The 26,566-nt window shown below is 62.2% G+C and carries 20 protein-coding genes; 19 read left to right on the top strand and 1 reads right to left on the bottom strand.

Annotation, left to right across the window (positions count from 1 at the left end; all coding sequences use genetic code 11):
* Nucleotides 1-33 precede the first annotated feature (33 nt).
* The 12 genes from ACF8ML_RS25190 (at nucleotide 34) to ACF8ML_RS25245 (ending at nucleotide 13,682) form a co-directional block, all read left to right on the top strand.
* Complete coding sequence (locus ACF8ML_RS25190; protein WP_047326208.1) at nucleotides 34-1,173, top strand: PilN domain-containing protein; 1,140 nt, start codon at nucleotides 34-36, stop codon at nucleotides 1,171-1,173.
* Nucleotides 1,170-1,745, top strand: a complete 576-nt coding sequence (gene gspM / locus ACF8ML_RS25195) for a type II secretion system protein GspM (RefSeq protein WP_047326207.1) — start codon at nucleotides 1,170-1,172, stop codon at nucleotides 1,743-1,745. The genes ACF8ML_RS25190 and gspM overlap by 4 nt, the downstream gene beginning before the upstream one ends.
* Entirely contained in the window at nucleotides 1,742-2,470 is a 729-nt protein-coding gene (locus ACF8ML_RS25200; protein WP_374006150.1) for a hypothetical protein, read from the top strand. The genes gspM and ACF8ML_RS25200 overlap by 4 nt, the downstream gene beginning before the upstream one ends.
* Before the next feature lie 38 nt (nucleotides 2,471-2,508).
* Nucleotides 2,509-5,031 carry a type II secretion system secretin GspD gene (gene gspD, locus ACF8ML_RS25205; protein WP_392408265.1) on the top strand — a complete coding sequence of 841 codons (2,523 nt, stop codon included), beginning with the start codon at nucleotides 2,509-2,511 and terminating at the stop codon, nucleotides 5,029-5,031.
* A gap of 199 nt (nucleotides 5,032-5,230) precedes the next feature.
* Nucleotides 5,231-5,533, top strand: a complete 303-nt coding sequence (locus ACF8ML_RS25210; protein ID WP_235434572.1) for a hypothetical protein — start codon at nucleotides 5,231-5,233, stop codon at nucleotides 5,531-5,533.
* A gap of 224 nt (nucleotides 5,534-5,757) precedes the next feature.
* Nucleotides 5,758-7,458 (top strand): cell surface protein, encoded by a 1,701-nt coding sequence (locus ACF8ML_RS25215; RefSeq protein ID WP_392408266.1) that lies wholly within the window; start codon nucleotides 5,758-5,760, stop codon nucleotides 7,456-7,458.
* Between the two features lie 281 nt (nucleotides 7,459-7,739).
* Entirely contained in the window at nucleotides 7,740-8,468 is a 729-nt protein-coding gene (locus ACF8ML_RS25220) for a peptidylprolyl isomerase (protein WP_392422646.1), read from the top strand.
* A gap of 218 nt (nucleotides 8,469-8,686) precedes the next feature.
* Nucleotides 8,687-9,487, top strand: a complete 801-nt coding sequence (locus ACF8ML_RS25225) for an ABC transporter permease (protein WP_392408267.1) — start codon at nucleotides 8,687-8,689, stop codon at nucleotides 9,485-9,487.
* Entirely contained in the window at nucleotides 9,484-10,770 is a 1,287-nt protein-coding gene (locus tag ACF8ML_RS25230) for an ABC transporter ATP-binding protein (protein WP_047326201.1), read from the top strand. The genes ACF8ML_RS25225 and ACF8ML_RS25230 overlap by 4 nt, the downstream gene beginning before the upstream one ends.
* 78 nt (nucleotides 10,771-10,848) lie before the next feature.
* Entirely contained in the window at nucleotides 10,849-11,835 is a 987-nt protein-coding gene (locus ACF8ML_RS25235) for an acyltransferase (protein WP_160310738.1), read from the top strand.
* A 45-nt stretch (nucleotides 11,836-11,880) separates the two neighbouring features.
* The gene (locus ACF8ML_RS25240) at nucleotides 11,881-12,780 is read left to right on the top strand and encodes a bifunctional 2-polyprenyl-6-hydroxyphenol methylase/3-demethylubiquinol 3-O-methyltransferase UbiG (RefSeq protein ID WP_047326199.1); all 900 of its coding nucleotides are present in this window, start codon (nucleotides 11,881-11,883) and stop codon (nucleotides 12,778-12,780) included.
* Between the two features lie 41 nt (nucleotides 12,781-12,821).
* On the top strand, nucleotides 12,822-13,682 hold the full coding sequence (locus tag ACF8ML_RS25245) for a cyclopropane-fatty-acyl-phospholipid synthase family protein (protein WP_047326198.1): 861 nt from the start codon (nucleotides 12,822-12,824) through the stop codon (nucleotides 13,680-13,682).
* A gap of 52 nt (nucleotides 13,683-13,734) precedes the next feature.
* Here the strand turns inward: ACF8ML_RS25245 and ACF8ML_RS25250 are convergent, their stop codons facing one another.
* Entirely contained in the window at nucleotides 13,735-17,559 is a 3,825-nt protein-coding gene (locus ACF8ML_RS25250) for a methyltransferase domain-containing protein (RefSeq protein ID WP_392408269.1), read from the bottom strand.
* 348 nt (nucleotides 17,560-17,907) lie between these two features.
* On the opposite strand from ACF8ML_RS25250, the gene ACF8ML_RS25255 reads away from it, so the two are divergent.
* The 7 genes from ACF8ML_RS25255 (at nucleotide 17,908) to ACF8ML_RS25285 (ending at nucleotide 26,430) form a co-directional block, all read left to right on the top strand.
* Nucleotides 17,908-18,681 carry a glycosyltransferase family 2 protein gene (locus ACF8ML_RS25255; RefSeq protein WP_392408271.1) on the top strand — a complete coding sequence of 258 codons (774 nt, stop codon included), beginning with the start codon at nucleotides 17,908-17,910 and terminating at the stop codon, nucleotides 18,679-18,681.
* 5 nt (nucleotides 18,682-18,686) lie between these two features.
* The gene (locus tag ACF8ML_RS25260) at nucleotides 18,687-19,790 is read left to right on the top strand and encodes a glycosyltransferase family 4 protein (protein ID WP_203401067.1); all 1,104 of its coding nucleotides are present in this window, start codon (nucleotides 18,687-18,689) and stop codon (nucleotides 19,788-19,790) included.
* Nucleotides 19,791-19,899: 109 nt separating this feature from the next.
* Complete coding sequence (argB, locus tag ACF8ML_RS25265; RefSeq protein WP_012203251.1) at nucleotides 19,900-20,790, top strand: acetylglutamate kinase; 891 nt, start codon at nucleotides 19,900-19,902, stop codon at nucleotides 20,788-20,790.
* 121 nt (nucleotides 20,791-20,911) lie between these two features.
* The gene (locus ACF8ML_RS25270) at nucleotides 20,912-21,631 is read left to right on the top strand and encodes a response regulator transcription factor (RefSeq protein ID WP_016446445.1); all 720 of its coding nucleotides are present in this window, start codon (nucleotides 20,912-20,914) and stop codon (nucleotides 21,629-21,631) included.
* Nucleotides 21,632-21,668: 37 nt separating this feature from the next.
* Nucleotides 21,669-23,156, top strand: coding sequence for an ATP-binding protein (locus ACF8ML_RS25275; protein ID WP_016451814.1), 1,488 nt, complete (start codon nucleotides 21,669-21,671; stop codon nucleotides 23,154-23,156).
* A gap of 82 nt (nucleotides 23,157-23,238) precedes the next feature.
* Nucleotides 23,239-23,934 carry a nucleoid occlusion factor SlmA gene (gene slmA / locus ACF8ML_RS25280; protein WP_012203254.1) on the top strand — a complete coding sequence of 232 codons (696 nt, stop codon included), beginning with the start codon at nucleotides 23,239-23,241 and terminating at the stop codon, nucleotides 23,932-23,934.
* 780 nt (nucleotides 23,935-24,714) lie between these two features.
* Nucleotides 24,715-26,430: an AIPR family protein gene (locus ACF8ML_RS25285; RefSeq protein ID WP_392408272.1), complete on the top strand. Its 1,716-nt coding sequence runs from the start codon at nucleotides 24,715-24,717 to the stop codon at nucleotides 26,428-26,430.
* The last annotated feature ends 136 nt before the right edge of the window (nucleotides 26,431-26,566 follow it).

The raw sequence follows: 26,566 nt of genomic DNA on the forward strand, positions 1-26,566 counted from the left end.
TATGGCTCAATGTGAGAGCGGGAGGGGATATCCATGCCGCTGCTGAGTTCCGACGCGAAGTTGTTCGGCATCGACCTGACTTCACTGGGCGACCAACTGCGTGAGGCATGGCTGCAACTGGCGCGCCAGCCTTGGGTGCGGCGGTGCGTGCCGCGGTTTTCCATCCAGGTGGTGGGAGGAGATTCCCGGCCTGATGGTGTGGCCTGGGTCAGGGGCGATCGCCTCGACTGGGCTGCGCAGTCCGATGGTGCAAGGACGGCAGCGCCTGCCTATGCAGCGGTTCTGCTGTCTTCCGAGCAGGTACTGGTACGTACGTTGCGCCTGCCCGCCATGTCACCCAAGGCATTGCGTGGTGCTGTGGGGCTGGATGTGCAGATGATGACGCCCTTTACCGAGGCGCAGACGCTCTGGGCCTTTGCCGTCCGCGCCCTGGACAGTGTCACTTCGGCGCAGCAGGTCGATGTGGTGATCACTTCGCGTGATCAGGTGCAGCGGGTCTTGAGGGAGCAAGGCTCCCGTCTGCCTGCCGGCAGGCTGCCCGAGGTCTGGGCGGAGTCCGTGGCACAGCCGATCATGATGACCGGGTTTGGCGAGCAGCCCCGTCTGGCGCGCGAGGCACGTCAGCGCATCTGGTTGTCGATCGGCGCAGCGATGGCGGTCGCTCTGGTTGCTGCCCTGGCCGCCACGCCGACGGCGCAGCTGTATCTGCGTGCCCAGGATGCCGGCGCCCAGTTCGCCCGGCTTACCCAGTCCACCCGTGATGTCGTGGCCAAGAGGCAGGCGCTGGTGACTGAGGCAGAAAGCGTCTCCGCACTGCTGGAGCGACAAAAAAAACAGATCGATCACCTGCGCGTGATGGCCCTCCTGACGCGGGTACTGCCCGATGACACTGCGGTACAGCGCGTGCAGTTCAGGGGAGACAAGCTCACGGTGCAGGGCCTAAGCGACGATACTTCCGAGGCTGTGCGCCTGCTCTCCAAGGAGTCGGGCTTGCGCGATGTGCGCCTGCCCAGTGCCGTGACGCGGTCCTCGCGGACCAGCAAGGAGAGCTTCACGCTGGAGGCCACGCTGGATCCGGCAGTGCTCGGCGTGCATGCCGTGGAGGATGCCAAAGCCGTGCCTGAAGCCGCAGATGCACCCGCAGCATCCACTTCGGCAAAGGAGGGTGCATGATGGTCGCCAAGCCAAGACTGCCCTTGCGCCAGATGGCGATACTGTCGATACCTGCCCTGGCACTGCTGATCCCCCTCATTGCCGGCGGCCTGTGGGTTCATGCCAAGCACAACTGGGGCCAGAGCCAGCTGGATCTCGTTGAGCCGCGCCATGCGCGGCTGTTGGGCCTGCGGGAGCAGGAGAAGGAAATCCAGCAGGCTCTTGAAAGCTTGGCCGACGCCAAGGCCAAGCATGTCTATCCCGGCGAAAGCGATGCCACGCAGACCGGCAATGCGGTACAGCAGCGCTTGCGCACTGCCCTGGACCGTGCCGGCCTTGCCATCGTCAGCAGCCAGGTGCGTCCCAATCCGGAAGAGGGAACCTATGAGCGCATCGACGTGGTGATGTCCACGGAAGGTGAGTGGACCGCCATTCAGATGGCACTTCTGTCCTTGCGTGACATCAGTCCCACTGTCTGGCTCGATGACCTGGAGGTCAACCTGCCCGGCAGCCTGCAAAATGCCAGCCCCCGTGTGGCGCCCAGGTTGAGTGCGCAATTCACCTTCAGCATTCTCCGGAGCAAGACACAGTGAAGCAGATCAACTGGCTGGGGTGGGGTCTCGGAGCCGCCCAGGTATTGCTGTGTGCCGCCTTGGCTGCGGCCTGGCTCACGCCGCAGATGCAGGTCAAGGACAGCAGGTGGGCGCCGCCCCAGCCCCTCAAGACGGATATCAGGGCGCTGTTGCCCACGTTGCCTGAAGCGCCGGCTTCCGGAACGCGCCAGGAGGATCAGTTGATGCTCCAGATGCAGGAGCGGCCTTTGTTCGCTCTCAGCCGCCGTCCGCCACCGCCGCCAGCGCCAGCGAAGAAGCCCGACGAGGAACCGGCAGAGCAGGATCAATGGGCCAAGGCGAAAATCATGGGATTGTTTGATGGCGCCGTCAGTGGGGCCATCGTGCAGTACGCGGGCAAGGAGCAGCGCCTTCTGGTGAGCCAGAGCCTGGGCGGGTGGACGCTGTCGCGAGTTTTTGATCGGGAGATCGAACTGGAGAGCGGGGGGCGCAAGCGCCGCCTGCCATTGACCAGGCCTACAACTGTAAAAGCAGGGGGAATGGGCAGTGCCTTGGCACCCATGGCCATTCCTCCACGTGCCCAGAGAGGCACATTCGCCGTCACCCGTTCGCAGCCGACGCAACAGCCGCAGACCGTCCAGCCTGCTCCTGTCACGCCGGCACAGCACAGCGATTCGGCACCCGTGCCCCAGGAAAGCCCATCCCAGAATGAGGGCGCAAGCCTGGGCGGTGGAGTGGTCCGGTAAGGGTCTCCCCGCAACTGAAAGAACAGCCGAGAAAATCTATGCAACTGTCCAATCGACCTATCCGAACAGCCTTGGCGCTTGCCGTCTGCCAGTTGCTGCTGGCATGCGCCCAGCCTGCCAAGAACAATTTCGTCAGCCACTTCGGCAGTGATGCCGCCGGTGGATATGTGTTCCTGCCTGAAGGCGATGACGGGCGGGAGGACGCCAAGAAGAAGCCTGCCACAGAAGCCGACAGTCCCAAGCCGCGGATATTGGAGGGTACGGGCAAGCTGCTGGGTGAGGCCAAACCCCTGCCGGCCGTGACGGGCAGTCCCGTCAAGCTCAATTTCGAGGATGCTCCCCTGTCCCAGGTGGTCCGCACGGTTCTGGGGGACATCCTGTCGCTGGACTATGTGCTGCATCCGCCGATCAACGGCAACATCACGCTGAGTACGCGCAACGCCATTCCTGCCGATCAGGCTCTCAACCTGCTTGAGACCGCGCTGCAGGCCAATGGCATGGCCATGGTGCGCGATGCGCGCGGCACCTACCATGTGGGCCGCGTCGATGCGCTCAAGAGCATAGGGGCCACAGTGCGCCAGGCTACGCCTGACAAGCCGATCGCGCCAGGTTACGGGACCATCATCGTGCCCCTGCAGTACATTGGCGCTAACGAGATGGCGTCCATTTTGCGGCCCATGGTGCCCGGTGACGCCATCGTGCGCGTGGACAACATCCGCAACCTGCTAGTGATGGCCGGTTCGCGGGCCCAGGCGGAAGGCTGGCTGGACATGGTGCGCACTTTCGATGTGAACCTGCTTGCAGGAATGTCCGTGGGCGTATTCCCCCTCAAGTATGTCTCCATCCAGGAAGTCAGCTCGGCGCTGCAGATCATGAGCGGAGGCGGTTCCGGGGCTGCCGCCCCTGGCGCACCCGGTGCCGCGGCCGGTTCGGTAAGACCCGGCGCTGCCGCAGGCGCCGCACCTGTGGCCGGTGCCGGCGCGGGAGCCGTGACGGCGCTGGGCGAGGGCAACCCCATGTTCGGCGCCCTGCGCATCATCCCCATCGAGCGTCTCAACAGCATCATCGTCATCACGCCGCGCGCCGCCTATCTGGACGAGGCGCGGCGCTGGCTGGCCAAGCTGGACCAGCCGGGTTCCGGAGGATCCCAGCCGCAGTTGAACATCTACCGCGTGCAGAACGGCAATGCCAGGCATCTGGCCAGCGTGCTGGCCGGCATATTCGGCGGCTCCACGGGCGGCAGCACGGCCAACAGCGGCGTGGCGCCGGGCCTGGGAACATCGACTTCCGGCAACAGCGGGTTCGGCAACAGCGGATTCGGCAACAGCGGATTCGGCAACAGCGGATTCGGCAACAGCGGATTCGGAAACAGCGGATTCGGAAACAGCGGATTCGGAAACAGCGGATTCGGAAACAGCGGCTTTGGCAATAGCGGCTTTGGCTCGAGCACCGGGCAACGCTTTGGCTCTACGACGAACTCGGGCTTTGGGGGCCAGACCGGAACGGGCCAAGGCATGGTCGGTGCGAATCTCGGCAGCGTGCGCGTCATGGCCGACGAACTCAACAACTCCGTGCTGGTCTGGGGCACGCCAGCTGAGTTCGAGCGCATCGAAGCTTCGCTCAAGAAGCTGGACCTGCCGCCCACCCAGGTGCTGATCGAGGCCAGCATCGTGGAGGTCACTCTTAATGACACATTGCGCTATGGCCTGCAATGGGCCTTCAGTGGCGATGTCGGCAACAAGGGCTACAGTGGAAATGGCGGATTGCTGGGGCAGGGGGGGAACGATCGCCCACCTGGTGCATCGTCCCTGGACACTGCCACAGGAGGTTTGGCGGGTCTGAGCCTTGGACAGGGCTTTAATTACACGCTCAAAAACTCCTTGGGCAACATCAAGGCCGTGCTGACTGCTCTGGCGGGCAAGACCCAGGTCAAGGTAGTTGCCAGTCCCACGCTGATGGTGCTGGACAACCATCCGGCGGCTATCGCCGTCGGTACGCAGCAGCCTTACAAATCCGGCACTACTGTGACTGGGACCTCGGGGACCGCCATCGACAACTTCTCTTATAAGGACACGGGGGTGAATTTGCAGGTCGTCCCTTCTGTCAATGCGGGCAATCTGGTAACTATGACAGTCAATCAATCGGTGACGGATGTCGGAGCCAGGGATGAAGTGACGCAGCAGCGCGCGTTCCTTCAGCGCCAGATCTCAAGCCGTGTGGCCGTACGGTCGGGTGAATCCATCGTCATGGGAGGGCTGATCCAGGAGAATTCGAATGAGGGCCGGTCGGGCATACCTTATTTGTATGATCTGCCCGTGGTCGGCAATCTGTTCGGCTCCACCAACAACTCAGGTGCCCGCACCGAGCTCATCGTCATCATCACCCCGCGCGTGGTGCGCACCGACGTCGACGTGCGCGAGGTCAGCGAAGACCTGCGCGAGCAGATGCGGTCCCTGTCGCCACTCCTCAAGTCCTCGGGTCGCTCCGCACCGGAGGATGCCTTCCCGGTGCCATCCAAGGCTTCGGTGGAGGTGGGGCCTCTCACGCCGGCTTCCAGGTAAGCGGACAGGTCTTTGGAACGTTCGGACCCTGCCTGCCTCGAAACTTCTTTCTGGAGAAAACCATATGAGCAACAAGATAATCAAACAGCCTCTTGCACGGGGTGCGCGATGGATGGCGTGGGCGGCCGGGGCGGCCTGTCTGGCGCTGGTGGCGGGATGCGCCACTACCTCGGATGCAGGCAAGACTGCGGAGGACATCGTGAACGCACGTTCCGCAGCCTTTCTCAAGGCGCGGCAGGCCGGCGAGGTGGACAAGGCCTACGAGTACCTCACGCCCACCTACCGCAAACTCAAGGACAAGGAGCGCTTCAGTCGGGAAAACGGCGGGGCTACCGCACTCAAGGGGGGCGAGCTGATTTCCACCGAGTGTGAGCCGACGCGTTGCGTGGTGCGCCGCAACTTCACGGCTAAGGTGCCCAGCATTCCCAATGCCGACATCCCCATCAGCATGACCGAAGCCTGGGTGATCGAGGATGGCAAGTGGTGGCTGCACCTCGACTAAATAGCGTGAACGGGCTCCTGCACTATTGTGTGCTTGGGTGAACGTCGAGGATAATCCGCTGTCCCTGTAACGGCGCTCGCTAGGTAAGTGTTGTTTTTTTCGCGAATGCTCACTTGCAAGCCCCCAAAAAGCCACATGGCGGCGTAACTGGCTGTGCTACGATTCCTCGGCGATCAATCGTGGTGGTTGCAACTACCTTATCTTTTTTACTGGAGATAGTTCTTATGAAGAAAAATGTTCTGGCCCTGAGCATTGCTGCCATGGTTGGTGGCCTGGGCTTTGCAGGCGCTGCATCGGCTGGCGTGATCGTCGGTACGGGTGCTGCTCCTACGGCTGCTGTGCTGGGTGCATCCAACGCCCAATCGTTCGCTCTGAGCGAAGGCGGCACGGGCCACAACCTGGTGGTGCCTTACTTCTCCGCTCAGAACGGCAACATGACCGTTCTGCACCTGGTGAACACCGACACCCGTAACGGCAAGGCCGTCAAGGTGCGTTTCCGCGGCGCTGCCAACTCCGACGACCTGATGGACTTCCAAGTCTTCCTGTCGCCCCAGGACGTCTGGACTGCTGCCGTGTCGCAAGGCGCCAACGGCGTTCTGCAACTGGCCAGCTCGGACAACACCTGCACGCTGCCCCGCCTGAACTCCGCTCCCGGCGCGACCGACGGTGCCAAGGCTTCCAACGCCGTGGGTTACTTCAACGGCACGACCGGCCGTCTGAACCCCAAGCTGTCTGACGCTGCACGTGCCAACGGCTCGCGTGAAGGCTACGTTGAAATCTTCAACATGGCTGACATCCCCAGCGCTGCTGTCTATGGTTCCACCACTGACGCACAGTCGGCCCTGTACAAGACCATCAAGCACAACGCCGCTGGCGTGGCTGCTTGCGACAGCACCGTGCTGAACCCCGCCGTGCTGACCACGGACTGGACCACCGAGGCTACCGCTGCTGCCCGCGGCCTGGCTACCCCGACCACGGGTCTGATGGGTGACTGGTACATCATGAACGTGCCGCAGACCACCACCTTCTCGGGTGCTGCCACGGCTCTGACGGCTGTTGATGGTACGAATGGCACGGGTGCTGCTGCCCGCGGCAACTACGTGCTGTTCCCCCAGCGCGCTACCCCTGTCGACGCAACCACGGCCAACCAAGTGACGGCCGACCCGCTGTTCCGTACGGTGAACGTGGGCCTGGAGAAGGATGCTGCCGGTGCTGTGACCGGCGGTACCTTCAACAACCCCGTGATCCGTGCTGGCCTGTACGACCTGCCCGACATGTCCACGCCTTACTTCGGCGCGCTGAGCAACACTCAGCCCCTGACGCAAGCTCAGGCACTGTCGCAAGCTCTGGCCGTGACCCAGGTCATCAACCAGTACGCCAACGATGCCAGCATCTCCGGCAAGACCGACTGGGTGTTCTCCATGCCCACCCGTCGCTACAGCGTGGCTCTGAACTACAACGGCGCAAACGCAAACAATGCTGCTGTCCGCGTGTTCTCCTCCGACATCCTGAACGGTGGTGTTGCGTTCTTCCACTCCGGCAACACCGAAGTGACGAACGAAAACGCTGATGCTCGTATCTGCGTGGCTGCCGATGGCCAGTCCTTCTTCGGTCGTGAAGAGCAATTCCGTGAAGACGGCGCTGTTCTGTCGCCCGGTGAAGTGGCTACCTTCCGCTTCTGCGGCGAAACCAGCGTGCTGAGCTTCGCTGACGCAAACGGCAACTCCGTTCTGGCCGCTACCGTGGCCCGTCAGGACACCGGCAACTCCGCCTTCAACCGCGGCTGGGCTTTCGCCAACGTGACCAACGGCGGCGCTGGCCTGCCTATCCTGGGTGCTTCCTTCCAGAAGCTGACCAACCCCAGCGCTGGCGCTGGCTTCTCGGGCACCTACGGTATCACCTGGCCCCACCGCTACGCTCGCTAATTTGTTTGCTTAAGCAAGCAACTTAGTCGCTAAATAGCACTCTAAGAAAGCGGGACGAAAGTCCCGCTTTTTTTATTTGTATCGACGAAAAAATGGTAAGCATGCGAATGACCAAGACTGCTTTTTCCTCTCTGCCGCGCACCGCGCTGGCCCTTGCCTTGATGGCTGGCTGCCTGCTGGGTGCCAGCGCCCGCGCCGACGAAGCCCAGGCTTTGATGGATGGCCCAGCCCGGATCACGACCAGCGACGTCAACGCAGATGCGCTGCGCACGCCGGACGCCTTGCGCAGCCAGGTGTTGTCCGACCCCAAGCGGGTCGAGCAGATCGTCACCAGCCTCTATGTGCGCCGCGCCCTGGCTGATGAGGCGCAAAAGCAGAAACTGGTGAAGCAGGCGGATCTGGATGCCGTCATGCGCCTTGCGCGCGACAAGATGCTGTCGGACGCCTGGTTGCAGAACATGCAGGCCAAGCACAATCTGTCGGATGCGCTGGCCGAATCCCAGGCGCGCAATGCCTACAATGCCAAGCCGGATCGCTTTTCGCACCTCGAGCAGGTGCAGGTGCGCCACATCCTGATTGCCGGCGATACTCCTGAATCCAAGGCCAAGGCAGAGCAGTTGCTTGTCCAGCTCCAGTCTGGCGCCGATTTCGCGGAGCTGGCCAAGGTTAATTCCATCGACAAGGGCAGCGCTGCCAAGGGCGGAGACCTGGGCTATTTCGAGCGTGGCCGCATGGTTCCCGAGTTCGATGAGGCCGCTTTTGCGCTGGACAAGCCTGGTGCCCTGAGTGCACCCGTGAAGACCAAGTTCGGCTACCACATCCTGAAGCTGGAAGCCCGTCGCCCCGCTGGTGTGCAACCTTACGCGGAGGTTCGTGAGCAGCTCGTGGCCGAGGTGCGTGCCAAGGCTGTGCAGGACGCCATCGACAAGGAAGCGGAAAAGCTGCGCGCCAAGGGCACGCTCAAACCTGATGCCATCAAGGCATACAGCGAAAGCGTCAAGAAGCACTGAGTCTCTTCTTGCTGGCTGCGCGGATGCCAAGCCTGATTGCGCAGGGGGCGACACTGCGTATTTCGAGCACAGGCAGCAAAAACTGACACTCTTTGCCTGGACAGCCTCATAAAGGCAGGCACAGACCCGGCGTCTTGCGCGAAAATACCGGGTTTGGCATGAACGAAGTGCCGCTGCGTCGCCATGCGACGTGGGCGGCACTTGTCGCATAACAACGCATGTACTCTTTATTCGGCGAATGCCGCGCGCTGTGGCAGGCACGCAGCCTGCTGTGGGTGATGACCCGGCGCGAGGTGGCGGCTCGCCATGCGGGCACGGCCGCAGGCGTGCTCTGGCCCTATCTGCAGCCCCTGCTCACGGTGGCTGCCTACTATCTCGTGTTCGACGTGGTGTTCTCCATGCGCCTGGGCGACAACGCGCCCACGCATGCCGTGGGCGCGTTCCTGGTCGTGGGCGCCTTGCCCTGGATGGCGTTCTGCGATGCCACCTCGCGTGGCATGAACAGCCTGATCGAGGCGGGCGGCATCCTGCAAAAGAACCCGCTGCCGCCCGTGCTGTTTCCGCTGCGGGCCGTGCTGGCCAGCAGCGTGATCTTCGGGCCGCTGCTGCTGCTGGTGGCGCTGGCCTATCTGCCGCAGCATGGCTTGAACACCTCCATGCTGGCCCTGGTGCCGCTGCTGCTGGGCCAGTTGCTGCTGTGCTCGCTGCTGGCCTATGCGCTGGCCATCCTGACGGCGGCGCTGCGGGATGTGGGGCAGTTGGTGACCTTCCTGCTGTCGGTGGGCATTTACCTGTCGCCCATCCTGTTTCCCCTGGCGCTGTTTCCCGAGCGCTGGCGCTGGGTGCTCTGGGCCAATCCCATGACGGCGCTGGTGCTGGGCTACCAGAATGTGCTGCTGCAGGGCCTGTGGCCCCAGCTTGCGGTGTGGGTGGCCCTGGGCGCTTGGCTGCTGGTGCTGGCCGTGCTCCTGAACGGCCTGGTGCGGCGCAGCCGCGATCAATTGGTGGACTGGCTATGAACGCCAAGCATGTCGAGCTGCCCGAAGACCTGGTTTTGCGCGTGCGCGACCTGGGCAAGGAATACAAGCTATACCCGTCGCCGCGCGCGCGGTTCAAGGCGCTGCTGACAGGAACCGCCACGCACCGCAGCCATTGGGCGCTGCGCGATGTGTCGTTCGAACTGCACCGCGGCCAGTGCATTGGCGTGATTGGCGACAACGGCGCAGGCAAGAGTTCGCTGCTCAAGCTGTTGGCAGGTACCTTGCAGCCGAGCTGCGGAAAGATCGAACGCGTGGGCCGGGTGACGGCCATTCTGGAGCTGGGCGCCGGGTTCCATCCTGATTTCAGCGGCCGTGACAATCTGTATTTCGGCGGCAGCCTGATCGGCATCAGCCCCGAGCGCATGCGCGAGCTGGAGCCCGAGATTGCTGCCTTCGCCGAGCTGGGCGAGGCGATGGAGCGCCCGGTCAAGACCTATTCCTCGGGCATGACCGTGCGCCTGGCGTTTGCGCTGGTGACGGCGGTGCAACCCGATGTGCTGATCATCGATGAAGCATTGGCCGTGGGTGACCAGCATTTCCAGAAGAAATGCATCGAACGCATCATGGCCTTCCGCAACAGCGGCTGCACTATCCTGTTCTGCTCCCACAGTCCGTACCACATCCGCCATCTCTGCGACGCTGCACTGTGGCTGCGTGGGGGGCAGGTGGCGCAGTTCGGCGATACCGAGCAGGTGCTTGCTGCCTACGATATGCACACACGCGAGCGCCAGGAGCGCGAGCAGCAAGCGCTGGAAGGCGCTGCTGCATCCGAGGGGGCAGGCGGGCGTGAGCAGGCAACGGCGCATGAGGCAGAGGCTCCGCCATCGGGGCCCGTGGCTGCCGTGGACAGCGGCACGGCCTGCATCCTGTCGGTGGATGTGAAGGATCTGGCCGAGCCTGAGGGCGATCAGCCTGGCCTGCTGCAGAGCCAGGATCTGGTGGTGACCATCACGGCGCGCGGACGCGGGGAGGAGCGCCCGCACATAGGCTTCATGATCGAGCAGTCCAAGGGAGTGGGAATCACCTCCCTGGCCACCCACGAAGATGGCGCTTTTCCGCGGCAATTGCCTGATGGAACCTGGCAGACGGTATTGACCTTCCCCGAACTGCCTCTGCACAGCGGCGACTATGTGATCAGTGCCTTCCTGTTCGATGAGACAGGTCTTGCCGTCTATGACGAATGGTTCCAGTTCCTGCATCTGCGCTTCATCTTCCCAAAGCCGCTGCCTGGATTGGTGCGCCTTCCTCATCACTGGAACTGAACGATGGCGCAGGAGTCGGCACGATCGCAGCAGCACGCGCCGCCCGCTGGCGAGGCCAGGTCGGGTGTTGATCCACGCTTGAATCTGCTCAAGGTACTGGCATCGTTCGGCGTGATCATGGTGCATACGGCAGTGCTGCGGGTGTCGCAGGTCGACTTGCACAGCCTGGGTTGGTGGGTTGCCAATATCGGAGACGCGGCCGGGCGCCTGGGCAGTTCCATGTTTGTGATGGTGGGCGGGGCGGTGCTGTTGGCGCGGCCTGCCGAACGTGATCCCTGGGGCATGGTGGGCCAACGCCTGTCCCGGCTGCTGCCCGCGCTGCTGTTCTGGTCGGTGTTCTATTTCGCTTGGCGCCAGTGGATGTGGGGCGGAATGACCTGGGCGGGCATCGTGCAGGATGTGGTGCTGGGCAGCCCCTGGTACCACCTGTGGTTCATGTACATGATGCTGGGCCTGTACCTGATGATGCCTGCCATGCGCTATGCGGTGCTGGGCGTGGGGGATGGCCCGGGATGGCGCCATCTCTTGGCAGTGGCAGCGGGCATGACGTGGTTTGTCTCCATCGCACAGACGCTGCAGAAGACCTCGCATGCCAGCTTCATCGGGCTTGCTCCCCTGTTTATCGTCTATTTCCTCGGTGGCTACTATCTGCTCAGGCGCCAGGTGCGCCTGACGTCATGGCAATTGTGGCTGGGCGTGATCCTGGCGATTGCGGGCATGGCAGGGGGTGTGGCATTGCTTTACCCGGCGCTCAAGGAGTGGGCCTTCGTGCTCTTCTACAGCAATCGCAGCCCGTTTGCGATGATGCTGACCTTCTGCGTTTTCTTGCTGGCACTTCGCTTTCCCGCGCACAGGGTGCCGGCCTGGGTCAATCACCTGGGCAAGGCCACTTTGGGCATCTATGCCATTCACCCCTTCTGGATCGATATGCTGGCACGTTGGGGCTATGGTCTTGCACAAGCCGGCAGTTACTGGCCTTTGATGACGCTGCTGGTGTTTGCGCTGTCTGCGGTGACATCGCTGGCGCTTTTTTCTCTTCCACCGCTGCGGCGCCTAGTGAGCTGAAGTCGGTTTTTCGGCCTTTGCACACAACTCTCCCCGGATAGTTCAATGAATACAACGAGTTCTCTGCCCACGGATTTGAGCGAAGGGCAACGTCTGCTGAAAGAAGCCAGCCAACTGCTGGAGCAGGGAGACAGGGCTGGCGCTGCCCAGGTACTGCTTCGCGCACGAAGCGAAAACGATGCGCTGCTGCAGGCTCATGAGCTGATCGAGACCCATGGCCTTGTGGGCTCGTTCTCCAACATCATGGGGCTTGAGTGCAGGATCTCGCCACAGGACGATATCTTTGGCTTCTTCCGTGGACATCCCTCCAGCCGCAATCCGCTGCGCGACTACTTCGCTGATGGTTGGCGCACGCTGTCGGAGCTGATGCTGCTGCTGGAGGCAGTGGACAAGCCCTTGCTGCACACGGCCAGCGTGCTGGAGTTCGCCAGCGGCCATGGCCGCTTCACACGGCACCTGGTCAAGGCACTGGGTGCGGAACGGGTCACGGTCTCGGACATCGTGATCGATGCCGTGGACTTTTCCAGGCAGACCTTCGGTGTGCAGGGCTTTGCGTCGGCCAGCGTGCCGGAGCAGGTACGCTGGCCTCAGCAGTACGAGCTGGTGTTTGTACTGTCGCTGTTCAGCCATCTGCCGCGCTCGACCTGGACGCGATGGCTGCAGGTGCTGCGCGATGCGGTGGCGCCGGGTGGTCTGCTGGTGTTCAGCACCCATGGCGTGAAGGCTGCGGATTTCGATAGTGTGACACTGGACGATGACGGTTTTTTCTTCGCACCGTCCAGCGAATCGAATGCCATTGATGCCAATGAGTACGGCACGGCGTTCACCTCGGAGCGTTTCGTGCTGGAGCGCATTGCCGAAACCTGGGGCAGTGATGCCTTGCGCCATCGTTCACTGGTGCATTTCTGGAACCACCAGGATGCCTATGTGCTTCAACGGCTGTGAACGGCAGCCAGGCCATTTGATAGAACAAAGAGGACGATTGCATGAGTTGGAAGCTGCGCTTGCAGGAGAGACTGTTCGGCCTGGCGCCATGGGATGCCGGCAAGATCACGGATGAATGGTTTCGTGCACATTTCAACTATGCTGCAGATCTGGCGCATGATTGGCTGGGTCGGGCGCTGGATCTGTCCAAGGCTCGGCTGCTGAATTTCGGCTGCGGCGATGGCATTACCGATCTGGCCCTGGTATTGCGCCATGGTGCGACGTCCATCCACGGCATCGACATCCGCCAGGAATACGCCAAGCTGCCGCGCATCGCGCGAGAGCAATTGGGCATGTCGCGCATTCCTGCAGCGCTGAGCTTTGAGACCATCGTGCCCAATTCGCCACTGGCGGGGCGCCATGCAAATTACGATGGATTGCTCAGTTGGTCCACCTTTGAGCATGTGCAGCGCGACAAGGTGCTGCCGATTCTGGCGGACCTGCACGCCTGCCTGCGCCCTGGCGGGGTGTTCTTCCTGCAGATTGAGCCGCTGTTCCATTCGCCCTGGGGCTCGCATCTGCGCCGCTATGACGATGTACCTTGGCACCACCTGATGGCTTCGGAAGAGGAGCTATGGAGCATCATCGACAAGCATGAAGGTCCGTTGGATGCTGCCGAGGTGGATTTCGGCTTTGCCGATTTCGGTGTCGATGGTTACAAGCGCTTTGTCTTCAAGGAGTACCAGGCGCTGAACCGACTCACTGCCGATGAGCTGATCGATATCGCCCGGCAGGCCGGCTTCGACGTGCTGCGCGAGGAGCGGCGCCATGTCGATATGCCCGTTCCGCAGGCGCTGCAGGGACGATATCCCGAGGATTGGTTGCGCAATAACGAGATCTTGCTGTTGCTGGGCAAGTCCTGAACTGCGCAGGCCTTGGCATCTTGGCGGCGCCTGCGAATTCATGGTCCAGGGCTCAGGCCTGCAGCCAGTTCTTGACACGCCGCTGCCAGTGCGCGGGGATGCACCTGGCCACGCCGCGCAGGACTGGCATGGAGCGCAACCGTGCCAGGGCGGCCAATGCCATTGAGCTGGCCACATGGGTTTCGCGCTGCAGGCGATGCGTTGCCAGAAAAACCTGGGGCAGGGGCTGGAGCACGGCCTGTTCGCAAGGCTGAAGGCCTTTCAGGTAGCTTTGCCCATAGAAGGCTTCGCCAGCCAGCGCCTGCGGCATGTCTGACGCAGGAGGAGTTTCCGGTGCCTGTGAGGCGATGAAATGCGCCTGACGTACCTTGGCGAAGAAATCCAGCCATTGTGCAGGGCTGGCATCCCAGGCGTGGACCCATGACCATTCACGCCCGGCAAGACGCTCCGGAAATGCACCGATATCGGGGCCGACGATAGGCAGGCCAGAAGCCAGGCACGCGCTGAGCGTGTAGCTATAGGTCTCCGGCCATTGCGCAGGGAACCAGGCCAGGTCGGGCTGCAGCCACTCCAGCAGCGCAGGCAGCTCCTCTTCCTTGTAGGCGCCATGCACGGTCAGGCGAGCGCGCGGCTGGGTCTGCAGGCTGCGGTAGCCGTAGCCCAGCAAGTGGAACTCTACGGGTGCGCCACGCTTGGCGGCCTCCTGCGCCACGGCTTCCAGCACGTCGGCGCCCTTGATGGCGCTCATGGCACCCAAGACCACGACTTTGAGCGGGGCTGTCTCGGCCAATGGTCGCGCCGTTGGAGCCGGCAGCTGTGCCGGCAGGTCGGTGTGGGCAACCGCCTGGACACGCGCGCCGGGCGCGAAGCCGGCGATCCGGCCGGCCGTGTCCTGGCTGGGCGCGAGTACATGGCGTGCATTGTTCAGCAGCAGTGCATTGCGATGGCGCCACTGGGCTACGGTGCCTGCGTAGGGGGCGGTGTCTCCCGGTTCGCAGCAGCCGCACTCTCCTTCATGTGTCGGTTCGATGTAGCGGTTGTCTATGCCGGTCAGCGATATGTTCTTGCAGTAGGTGTAGAAGTCGTGGGTCGTGAAGTCATAGGCCGCACCCAGGCGGGCGGGAAGGTCCAGGATGGCTTCGCTGTGGCCCAGCAGGTGCTGGTAGTGCACATGCACCACGCCAAGCTGGCGCAGGGCCTGCACCAGTTCCTCCATCTGGTCGGCGACGCGGAAGGCCAGCTCGAAGGCTTCTTTCTCTTCGGCGCGGCGCAGCACCACGGCGCCGCCTGCAGCAGGAGACAGGGTCAGGAACATGGCCTTGCCTTGCAGATGCTGCGCCAGTTCGCGCACATGGCGAACGGTGCCGCCCGCTCGATCATGCAGGACGGAAAGCACCACCGGCAGGTGCGCGGCGTCTGCCTGCAGGCGAGCCACATCAATTGCCAAGCGAGCCGTACATGCGGGATCCGCCTGGACGAAGGCCATGACATCGGCTTCGTAGCGCGGATGCAGCCTGCGCAGGGTTTCCATGGCGGCACGTTCACGCGGGCTCTTGCTTTCTCCGAAGCTCACGCCGCCTGTGTGCAGCACGAAGGTGTCCAGCAGATGCAGGTTGCGCCAGCCAGCGGCTGCGGCACGCTGGCAGAAGTCGTTTTCCTCGCCATAGCCCTTGCCGAAGTGCTCGGTGTCGAACAGGCCGACGGCGTTCAGGCTGTCGCGGCGGATGTACATGCAAAAGCCCACGCCGGTCGGCACGTCCACCACCTGGCCGGGATTGGTGCGCGCGCACAGTGCGTCGATGGCGGCCGTATCCATGCCGGGCGGCAGGTCGTTGCCCTCGCAAAAGCGCGGGTAGCTGCAGATGGTGGCGTTGTTGGAAAACGGCGTGACGGAGGCGATGCGTGCATCTCCGTAGGCAGCCTGGCGGATGCGGTCCAGCCAGTCATTGGCAACCACGGTGTCGCTGTTGAGCAGCAGCACGTCATGGGCGGTGTTCAGCGCCATGCCGCGGTTGACGGTGCCGACGAAGCCGAGGTTCTCCTCGTTCTCCAGCAAAGTGATGCGGGGCTCCTGCGCAGCCTTTTCGCGCAGCCAGGCCGTGACTTCGGGCTCCGGGCTGGCATCGTTGATGACCACGAGTTGCCAGTGCGTGCGGCAGGGGCTGGCCAGAACGGATTCGATGCAGTTGCGCGTGTCGTCCAGGCCGCGGTACACGGGCACGATCACATCGACGGGCTGCTGCGGCATCGGCTGGGGCACGGGTGTGTGGAGGACAGGGGCAGGCACGGGCGTGCGGCCCAGCAGGCGGTCAATGCGCATCTTGGCGTGGACGAGAGGGCGCGTGGCCCGGAAGACGGTGGAGTTCTCGATATCGCGCAGGTGCTGCTCCAGGCGCGCGAAGTCCCGCTGCACGCGGGTGGCCTCCTGCTGCCAGATGGCGCGTTCCTTGCTTTGTGCCGCGTAGCTCTCTTCTAGCAGAGCATTTCGATGCGAAAGGCCCTTGATGGAGTCACTCTTGTGCTGAATCTCAACATTCAGTCCTTGAAGCTCATTGGCGAGCCGGCTAAGGGTTTCCGCATGTTGCTGTTCATGCACCAGTTGCTGGGTGTGCAGTTGATCCTGCAGATCATTGGCCCGGCTGCGCTCCTGCGCGATCTGCCGTTCAAGCGGCTGCACGGCGCCCGCCAGCGCCAGATAGTCGGCCGACATGGGCCATCCCATCTCGATCTCCAGCGAGGCGCCACGCAGTGCAGCCAGGGTTTCTGCGGGAATGGGCAGTTCGAACCAGGGGTCATCGCCGGTCAGAAGCAGCATCAGCGAGAAGGCGCCTGCCGGATGAAGTCCATTCCACACGAGCTGATGATGCGGGCGTTGCCCCAGCAGGGCAGCGTCCGAATCCTCGGGCAGCCATTGCCAGACGACGGCGCCTTGCGCATCGAGCAAGGCCAGCCGATGCAGGTGTATGAAGCCCGGCCGGTCGGCCAGGTCCAGACGCAGATGGCTCAGTGAAGTGTTGTGGTCGGGCAGCGCAAAGCGCAGTGTCTGGCGTGCCTGGCCAATGATGCCCGTGGTGGAGAGCTTGCTTTCTTCGTCATAGCGGCCAGCGCGTGCCATGTAGAGCTGTGCCGTGAATAGGGCATGTGCCTGTGGATAGTTCACCGGCGGCTCGATGGCCTGTGCCTGGGCCGCCGGGGCGGCACTGGCGATGAACTGGTAGGCCAGTGCATCGGGCGTGGCCAGCAGGTGGCGGGCAACGGCAGGGGGCAGGCTGTCGTAGGCGACGCGGAACTCGGATTCGGGGAGCGCCCGTTCGATGGTGTCGATGTCGTCCACCTGCCAGCCTTGCTCGGCCAGAAAGCGCGACAGCGAGCGCCGCGTGAAAAAACGCAGGTGGGTGCGGTCCAGCAGGCCTTCTTCGCGGTAGCGGAATTCGCCATGCAGCAGTTCTGCCACCAGGCCGCTGTAGCCTGCATTGGGCACGGAGATCAGCAGACGGCCTTCGGGCGTCAGCCGCTTGCGGCATGCAGCCAGGATGCGCTCGGGCTGGCGAAGGTGCTCCAGCACGTCGGCGCAGACGATGTAGTCATAGCGTGCTTCGCCGAAGAGCTGGTCCAGGTCGCAGTCTTCCAGGTCGGCCACATGGACATGGCGGTAGAAGGGCGCTGCATGGCGTGCCTCTTCCTGGCTCAGGGTGACGCCGTCGCAGACGCATTGCTTGTGCTCGGCGAGAAAGGCGCCCAGCGCGCCGCTGCCGCAACCCAGATCCAGTATGTGCGCCTGGGCCCGGACATGGCCGGCCAGCACGGACAGCGACGTGCGCTCGTTCAGATCGACGGTGCGCAGGTAGACGTGGGGATCGGGAATGGGTGTGGTCATAGGAAAAGGGGTGCCGGGCAATCTCTCCGCTGGGAGCAGGTGCCGCAGCCGTATTCATTCATGCCAGACGGCCTTGGCCAGTCCGCAGCGGGCAGCAAGCTGCGCCCACGTCAGGGCGCAAAAAATCCCGGAAGTCCGGGCGGCAGATTGTCGCGCATCATAATGCCGGCCACTGCAGTGACTGCATGGCATGGCCGGGTAATGACATATTGCGCGGCTGTTGCATTTTTTTGCATTACGGCATGGCCGCTGACGCTTGACGAAGGCCGTCGGCGGAATACTCTGTGCCGCCGTTTCTGCGGCGCGTGATTCCCGTGCGGGAATTTGAAGATCTGAAGGGCGGCATTGATGGGTTCATCGTTGGTCGTGTCGGTGGTGAGCCACGGACATGGCGCTCATATCCAGAGGCTGCTTGAGTGCCTGGCTTCGGCGCGCCTTGCGCCGGTGTCCCGTGTGGTGTTGACGCTCAACATTCCCGAGGCGGAGCCCCAGGCGCCCGTGGCCGGCTGGCCCTTTGCTCTGGAGATCCGGCGCAATGCGCAGCCTCTGGGGTTCGGCTGCAACCACAACCGGGCGCTGGCGAGCGCATGGGAGCCGTTTGTCTGCGTGATCAATCCCGATGTGTTCTGGAGCGAGCAGGAGGAGCCGTTGCAAGACCTTCTGGCGCTGGTGGCCCGTCCGGGACTGGCCCTGGCCTATCCCCCCCAGATCGGTGAAGACGGCGCGCTGCAGGATTTCGAACGGGAGCTGCCATCGCTGTGGAATTTGCTGCGGCGCAAGCTGCGCGGGCGCGTGGAGCGGCATGTGGAATGGGTGAATGCGGCCTGCCTGGTGCTGGGCCGGGACAGCTGGCTGCGACTGCGTGGGTTTGACGAAGGTTTCTATATGTATTGTGAGGATGTGGATCTGTGCCTTCGCCTGCGGGTGCTGGGCGGAGAACTCAGGCGCGGCGGTTTGCCTGTGGTCCATGCGGGCCAGAGGGCGAGTCGGCGCAGCCTGCGCCACGGCGCATGGCACGTGGCCAGCCTGCTGCGGCTGTGGAGCCGCCCGGCCTACCGAAAGGCCAGGGCCCTGCCGCAGGCAGCGCTCTCGCTGCGCAGCCTGCGTGGAGAACCATCGTGATCTGGATGTCGGTACTGGCCTTCATGGTCTCCTTCATCGGCTGTGCGCTGCTGCTGCGCTGGGCCCGGCGGTCCGCAACGTCCTCCTACGGATACGACAAGCCGCAGCGTTTCCACATGGGCGAGGTGCCCCGGCTGGGGGGCGTGCCCATGTACCTCGGGCTGGCTGTCTCCTGGGGAGTCGGCACCTGGCTGAGCATGCGCGGAGATCCTTCGTCGCTGCGCATGCAGCTGTGGGTCGTCGTATGCCTGGCTGCCATGCTGCCGGCCGTGGTCGGCGGCGTCATCGAGGATGTCTCGCAGCGCCTGAGCGTGCGCTACCGGCTGGTGCTGACACTGCTGAGCGCCGTGCTGGCTGTTTTGCTGTGCGGCCTCACCGTGCCTCGGCTCGGCTGGCCCTGGCTGGAACAGGCGCTGGGTCCTGCCATGCCCTGGCTGGGCATGGGCCTGGCCGTCCTGGCCCTGACGGGCCTGCCCCACGCCTTCAATATCATCGACGGATACAACGGGCTGGCTGGCATGGTGGCCACCATCATCTGCCTGGCGCTGGCCCATGTGGCCTTGCAGGTGGGCGACCGCACGCTGGCCGCCATGCTGGTGACGCTGGCCGCCGCCACCTGCGGCTTCCTGGTCTGGAACTACCCGCGCGGCATGATGTTTGCCGGCGATGGCGGAGCCTATGTCTGGGGCCTGGCGATTGCCCTGGCCAGCATCGCCCTGGTGCAGCGCAATTCCGCAGTCTCTCCATGGTTTCCCATGCTGCTGCTGATCTATCCGGTCTGGGAGACGGTGTTTTCCATTTACCGCAAGCTGATGCGCGGCATGTCGCCGGGCATGGCGGATGCCCTGCATTTCCACCAGCTCATCTATCGGCGCATCGTGCGCGGCGTGTTCGACGATGATCTGGCCCGGCGCATGCTTCGCCGCAATAACCGGACCTCCCCCTATCTGTGGGCCTTCACGCTGCTGACCGTGGTGCCTGCGCTGCTGTTCTGGAGCAATACACCGGTCCTGGTGGGGTTCTGCCTGCTGTTCGTGGTCAGCTACGTGGTGGCCTATCTGGCCATCGTGCGCTTCAAGCTGCCGGGCTGGATGCAGAACAATGGATGATGACCGGGCGCCATGGGCGTTCCGTCATCCGGGCATGCAACACTGCCGCGCAGTTGCGGCACAATGCCCGCCTTGTTGTTGACTACTTCCACGCCCCCGGGCTAGCACCATGAACGATATCCTCTCGATTGCCCCCCGCGACAAGGCCGAAATCCTCGCCCAGGCCCTGCCCTACATCCGCAAGTTCCATGGCAAGACCATGGTCATCAAGTATGGCGGCAACGCCATGACCGATCCGGCCCTGCAGGCCGACTTCGCGGAAGACGTGGTGCTGCTGAAGTTGGTGGGCATGAATCCGGTGGTGGTGCATGGCGGCGGGCCGCAGATCGAGACGGCCCTGAACCGCCTGGGCAAGAAGGGCGAGTTCATCCAGGGCATGCGCGTGACCGACGCGGAGACCATGGAAGTCGTGGAATGGGTGCTGGCCGGCGAGGTGCAGCAGGACATCGTGGGCCTGATCCACCAGGCCGGTGGCAAGGCCGTGGGCCTGACAGGGCGCGATGGCGGCCTGATCCGCGCACGCAAGCTCAAGATGGTCGACAACAAGGATCCGAACATCGAGTACGACGTGGGCCAGGTGGGCGACATCGTCTCCATCGACCCCAGCGTGGTGCGCGCGCTGCAGGATGACGCCTTCATCCCCGTGATCAGCCCCATCGGCTTTGGCGAGGAAAACGAGAGCTACAACATCAACGCCGACGTGGTCGCCAGCAAGCTGGCCACCGTGCTGCAGGCCGAAAAGCTGGTGCTGCTGACCAACACCCCCGGCGTGCTGGACAAGGCCGGCAGCCTGTTGACCGACCTCACGGCGCGTGAGATCGACGCCCTGTTCGCCGACGGCACCATCTCGGGCGGCATGCTGCCCAAGATCAGCGGCGCCCTGGATGCTGCCAAGGCCGGCGTCAACGCCGTGCACATCATCGATGGCCGCGTGCCGCATGCCATGCTGCTGGAAATCCTGACCGACCAGGCCTACGGCACCATGATCCGCAGCCATTGAGGCCCGATGGCGCGGACTTTGCGGTTCGCGTTACCATCGCGCATGGCCCGGGCGTGGTCTGACGGCCTGGGCCGGTCTGCTGCAAGCCGCCTTTGGGCGGCTTTTGTTTTTTAGGTTTGATATGCGTTTGCTTCTTGTGGAAGACGATGTGATGGTGGCCAGCGGCATCAAGCTGGGGCTGTCCGATGCGGGGTATGCCGTGGACTGGGTCGGCAGTGCCGAGCGCGCCCTGGAGGTGCTGGCCCAGGAAGCCTTCGACCTGGCCGTGATCGACATCGGCCTGCCCGGTATCGACGGGCTGGAGCTCACGCGCCGCCTGCGCAGCAGCGCGGTGGAGAGCTCGGCCATGCCCGTGCTGATTCTGACGGCGCGCGATGCGCTGCAGGACCGCGTGCAGGGCCTGGACCAGGGCGCAGACGACTACATGGTCAAGCCCTTTGAGCTTCCTGAACTGCTGGCCCGGCTGCGCGCGTTGCTGCGCCGATCACAGGCAGCCACATCGGCCGTCCTCAGCTTCGGTCCCATCGAGCTGGACACGGCAGGCCGCCGCGCCGGCGCGCGCCAGCCTGCGCAAGACGATGAGAGCGAGGGAAAGCTGCTGCCCATCGACCTGGGCCCGCGCGAATGGACCGTGCTGGAATACCTGCTGATCCACGCGCCCAAGCCCGCCAGCAAGGACAAGCTGCTGCAGGCGCTCACGGGCTGGGACCGAGAGATCACGCCCAATGCGGTCGAGGTCTATGTCTCTCGCCTGCGCAGCAAGCTGGAGCCGCACGGCGTGGCCCTGCGCTCCATCCGGGGCTTCGGCTATCGGCTGGAACTCTCGCATACCGTTGCCTGATGCGGACATGGCGCATGGCCCCAGGCGCTGACCGCCCATGACAGCCAATCTGCGACTTCGCCTGCTGGTGCTGCTGGTGGTGCCGCTGACGCTGCTGGCGCTGATGGGCGGCTGGTTCGGCTACCGCTCGGCAGACGAGGCCTCCACCCAGCATGACCAGCGCCTTTTGCGCCTGCTTCCCGCGCTGGCCGACTCCGTGCTGGCACCGTCGATTGCCGAGGGAACGCCGCCGCTGGTCGCGCTGACGCCCGCCATCGAGGAAGTCTTGCGCCAGCGCGGCAACGACGTCGGATATGCCGTGGGCGACCTGCAGGGCCATGTCGTTGCCGGCGACACCTGGATCCGCTTCGATGTGCCTTCCACGCCGCTGGCCGAGTTCCACAGCCAGGAGCATGACGGCCTGACCTACCGCGTGGCCGTCATGCGCGCCGAAACCTATGGCGCCGGTGAAATGGTGCTCGTGCTGGCCGACGGTGGCGACGTACGCCAGCAATGGGTGCGCCAGTTGCTGCTGCATGTGCTGCTGCCCAGCGTGTTGCTGATCGCGGGCGCTGGCATCGCCATCTACTGGTCGGTCAGCCGGGCCTTCCGGCCGCTGCTGACCCTGACCCAGGCTGTGGAGCGGCGCTCGCCGCGCGACCTCAGTCCCATCTCGGAGCACAGCTCGCCGGCCGAGGTCCGCCCGCTGGTGCGCTCGCTCAACCGATTGTTTGCACTGGTCAACGCCCAGGCCGAAGGCCAGCGGCGCTTTGTGGCCGATGCCGCCCATCAATTGCGCACGCCGCTGGCGGCCTTGCAGGCCCAGGTCGAGGCCTGGGCGCTGAGCGCGCAGGCTGCCCAGGCCGAAGCGAGGCGCAAGGGCACCGAGGCCCAGGTGGTGCTCAGCGTGACGCAGATCGAGCAATTGCGCGACGCCACGCGGCGCACCTCGCAGCTGGCACGCCAGTTGCTGGCGCTGTCACGTGCCGACGCCCGCAATGCCGAAGTCCAGCCGCTGCAGCAGGTGGACCTCAAGGACCTGTGCGAAAGCATGCTGGAAATGTTCTTCGATCAGGCCAGCGCCAAAGGGCTGGACTTCGGCCTTGACGTTGCTCCGGCCAGTGTCTGGGGCCACAGCTGGCTGCTGCGCGAACTGGTGTCCAATCTCGTGGACAACGCCATCAAGTACACGCCGCCCGGCGGCAGCGTCACGCTGCGCTGCGGCATGTACCATGGCGCGGGGCAGTCTGCGGATGAGCCGCCAGGGTGGGCCTTCCTGGAGATCGAGGACGATGGCCCCGGCGTGCCCGAGGCCGAGCGCTCGCAGATCACGCAGCGCTTTTACCGCGCCCAGGGTGCGTCCGGCGATGGAACAGGGCTGGGATTGGCGATTGCCGATGAAATCGCCCTGTTGCACCAGGGCACTCTGGCCTTTGGCGCTGGCGCGCAGGGCAAGGGCCTGCTGGTACGCTTGGAGCTTCCATTGCAAATGCCGGCCGTGCTCTCGGAAACAGTAGCAGCGCAGCCAACAGGGACGCGATCCTGACGGTTGCGCTCATGGGGACAGCTTTGTGCGGAGTTGCCGCCGAGGGCTGTGAGAGAATTACTTACAAATAGTTGATCTGCTTATGTCCGAGTCTGAAGTCCTGTCGCCTTTATCCGCTCCTGGCGCTGATGTCGTTTCCGACGAAGCCGCCTCCGCTTCCGCCCCCACGCCTGCGCGCAAACGCCCCAAACCCGGGGAGCGGCGCGAGCAGATCCTGCAGGCGCTTGCGGCCATGCTGGAAAAGCCCGGCGCAGAACGCATCACCACGGCAGCACTGGCCGCTCACCTGGGCGTCAGCGAGGCGGCCCTGTACCGCCACTTCGCCAGCAAGGCACAGATGTTCGAAGGCCTGATCGAGTTCATCGAGCAATCCGTCTTCACGCTGGTGCAGCAGATCGTCGGGCGGGATGTGCCGGAGGAAGAGCGTCCCGCAGTGGATGGCATGCGCCAGGCCAGCCGCGTGATCTCGCTGGTGCTGCAGTTCGGCGAGCGCAACCCCGGCATGGTGCGCGTCATGGTGGGCGATGCCATCGTCTTCGAGCACGAGCGCCTGCAGGCCCGCATGAACCAGTTCTTCGACCGCATCGAATCCACGCTGCGCCAGTGCCTGCGCCCCGCCGCCGGTGCGCTGGGCTCCTCCGCCCCGACGGTCGATGCCCAGGTCGCCGCCAGCGTGCTGACGTCGTTCGCGCTGGGCCGCCTGCAGCGCTACGCGCGCTCGGGTTTCCGCCGCCTGCCGACCGAGCATCTGGAAGCCAGCCTGGCCTTGATGGTCTGAACATGGCCCAGCGGACCCCAGGGTCCGCTTTGCAGCAAAGCCACCCGCTTGTGCCGGTGGCTTTTTTCATGGGCATGCGGTGGAGGATGGGGGAGTGCTTTCTTTGGCACGGGGTTTGAGTCCTGGTCAATCCAAAATTTCCCAATGGTGGCTAGGAGTTACGTGTGTCTTATGACCTGAGACTGTGTTCGTTTCCTTTGGCACAGAATGGGCAAACCATAGGCACAGTCTGGTCAAAATGAGTTGAGAGTGATCCACATCGGGAGGTGTGCTCACGGGCGGGTCCTCGGGTTAAGAGGGTGAACGACATACCACGCTAGCGCCAAAGCTTCACCTTAGGTCGGACATGTGAGGTCGGACGCGGATTTCGCGTCCGACCTCATTTTTATTTTATGGATCAATGGCTTATGCGAAATTCGACCCTGGTGGGGCATGCGTCCGACCTCGCCAGGGTCGGACGTTCGCGTGCTCTACTTCTGCTTTGGAGGCTCGCTAGGACACAAAGAGGCTTCTTTGATGTGGCGCGGCCAAGAAACCGCACCAGTTAGAGGCAGCCCGATAAAGCAAAGCAAGCCTTCAAGTCGTCGTATGCAGGGTAGTGCTTATTAATGATATTGATTTCTCGATATTATCTTGAGCATGTGACGAAAATGGGGTAACTGCCTACTGGTGTTTCGCTAAGTCTATCTTCATCAGCACTACACTTGTGCTTGCACTTGCTTACTCCATCTGAGTAACGAAATTTTCTGTCGGCATTGAAATAGTGAAAAGGAGTTCCAGTTGGCCACCAGTCCAAAACCTCAAGTAAAGCTTGTTTTAACGGATACCCGTAAGGAACTCCTAACCGCTATAGATGCCCTGGCTAGACGTGGTGGAATATCTCGGGATAAAGCTATTACTGCTTGGTACGCTTCAACTCTTCTCGGGATTGAGGAGGATGAGGCGATTGATGCCGCATCGGTTGATGGTCATGAAGATGCTGGGTGTGACTTCATTTACATAGACAATGATCAACAAATAATCTATGTATTACAAGGCTATGTTTCTGATCGTCCTGATAGGAGCGCAGGATTAAAAAAATGGAATTCATTGCTCGCTGCAATTGTTTCTGTAAAAGACCCTATTTCTTTCAGGCACTCAGGGCGCCACGATATTTATGAGCTACTTACTGAAGTTGATACAACGAATTTTTCACTTGTAGTTGGGCTTGTAACACTTGCCTCTAAGTCGGATCAGATTGCTCGTCAACGAGAAGCTACTATCCGCTCGGGAACTTACGGAAAAGAAGTCGCATTTTTCTACGAGCACCAAGAATCACTGTTCGACAAATTCGTTGTCGCGCGTGCAGCAGACCGCAACGTTAATGAGGACACGCTTACATTTTCAGGGGAAGTTGCCGAAGTACGTGGCGAGTTTGGACAAGCGATTGTGGGAGCAGCGCCTGCTTCTGAGCTTGCACGCCTCCATAAATCATATGGAAATCAATTATTTGAGGGGAATGTTCGTCTATTTATTGGTGAGCGAAAAGGTAGTATCAATGAAAAGATTGTCGACACCGCTCATACTAGGCCAGGTGATTTCTGGGCGCTAAATAATGGTATTACCATAGTTGCTGATAATTTCGAAAAAAGGGAGCGAGGAGGTTATACGATTAGAAGATTTTCGATTGTTAATGGCTGTCAAACGACGGTCAGCCTTTCTCGAGCAATTGAGCGTAACCAAGACGCAGGAAAAGCTCAGGTTTTGATACGAGTTGTAGGTGCAAAAAAGGCTCTGTTGACTGATATTGTTAGGTATAACAATACTCAAAATCCTGTAAAGCTTTCTGCAGTTAGGTTGCTTGATCCTATCCAGGAAACGCTTAGAAGTGCTTTTTCGACAGTGGGATACACTTATGCGCCGAAGCAGGAAGGCGCTAAGACGACGAAAGGTCCTAAGCGGATTGAATTGGATCGTATAACCCAATATTTGGCAGCAATGTCGGATGATACGGTTTTGGAAGGTGTTGCAAGGAAAGCTGAGCTATTTGATCGTTCTTACAAAAGTATATTTCCACGTGGTCTTAAGCCTGAACGTGTCATGCTCGCGTGGCTGCTTGCCCAAGAGGTAGAGGCGGAGCGAACTTCTCTGCTCGAGAATTGTGACGCAGGGTCTGATGCTGTTATGAAGGCAATTCTTGGAATTCACGGTACTCCATGGGGAATTTATGTGGCTAACTTGCTTGTTGATAACGCCGGCTCTGATTTGAGTAAATTGACTTTAAAAAAGATGTCAACTGATGAATTCCGTGCGGCTATTCATAAGTACGCCAAGAAAGCGATGGAGCTATATTCAGAAATTGCCGTGAATATAGTTACAACAGAAGATACTAGTCTTAATGTAAGAAACGCATTGCGCGTCAAGCCTTTCTTAGATAAGTTGAAGCGAACCCTCACGCTTCGTATGGCTAAAGCAGCCTCATGGAAGTTGCCAAAGCTTCACGCCGTCGGAACGTGACTGTATGCATTGGACGTATTTGTAAGTTTCTGGAAGTATTGGAGTAGGTGTGGCTGTGTATTAGAGCTTTACTGCAGGTATTCTGACGCTATTCTCTGATCAACCTCTGGTAGTCAGTTTATCTCGTAAATATTCA

Origin of the sequence: Delftia sp. WSY_10, assembly GCF_043104705.1 — a bacterium.
GTDB lineage: Bacteria > Pseudomonadota > Gammaproteobacteria > Burkholderiales > Burkholderiaceae_C > Comamonas > Comamonas tsuruhatensis.

Coding starts and splice junctions, on each gene's coding strand:
- ACF8ML_RS25190 (WP_047326208.1), top strand. CDS start 34: ATGCCGCTGCTGAGTTCCGACGCGAAGTTGTTCGGCATCGACCTGACT.
- argB (WP_012203251.1), top strand. CDS start 19,900: ATGAACGATATCCTCTCGATTGCCCCCCGCGACAAGGCCGAAATCCTC.
- slmA (WP_012203254.1), top strand. CDS start 23,239: ATGTCCGAGTCTGAAGTCCTGTCGCCTTTATCCGCTCCTGGCGCTGAT.
- gspM (WP_047326207.1), top strand. CDS start 1,170: ATGATGGTCGCCAAGCCAAGACTGCCCTTGCGCCAGATGGCGATACTG.
- ACF8ML_RS25225 (WP_392408267.1), top strand. CDS start 8,687: ATGTACTCTTTATTCGGCGAATGCCGCGCGCTGTGGCAGGCACGCAGC.
- ACF8ML_RS25215 (WP_392408266.1), top strand. CDS start 5,758: ATGAAGAAAAATGTTCTGGCCCTGAGCATTGCTGCCATGGTTGGTGGC.
- ACF8ML_RS25270 (WP_016446445.1), top strand. CDS start 20,912: ATGCGTTTGCTTCTTGTGGAAGACGATGTGATGGTGGCCAGCGGCATC.
- ACF8ML_RS25255 (WP_392408271.1), top strand. CDS start 17,908: ATGGGTTCATCGTTGGTCGTGTCGGTGGTGAGCCACGGACATGGCGCT.
- gspD (WP_392408265.1), top strand. CDS start 2,509: ATGCAACTGTCCAATCGACCTATCCGAACAGCCTTGGCGCTTGCCGTC.
- ACF8ML_RS25260 (WP_203401067.1), top strand. CDS start 18,687: ATGTCGGTACTGGCCTTCATGGTCTCCTTCATCGGCTGTGCGCTGCTG.
- ACF8ML_RS25250 (WP_392408269.1), bottom strand. CDS start 17,559: ATGACCACACCCATTCCCGATCCCCACGTCTACCTGCGCACCGTCGAT.
- ACF8ML_RS25240 (WP_047326199.1), top strand. CDS start 11,881: ATGAATACAACGAGTTCTCTGCCCACGGATTTGAGCGAAGGGCAACGT.
- ACF8ML_RS25275 (WP_016451814.1), top strand. CDS start 21,669: ATGACAGCCAATCTGCGACTTCGCCTGCTGGTGCTGCTGGTGGTGCCG.
- ACF8ML_RS25245 (WP_047326198.1), top strand. CDS start 12,822: ATGAGTTGGAAGCTGCGCTTGCAGGAGAGACTGTTCGGCCTGGCGCCA.
- ACF8ML_RS25230 (WP_047326201.1), top strand. CDS start 9,484: ATGAACGCCAAGCATGTCGAGCTGCCCGAAGACCTGGTTTTGCGCGTG.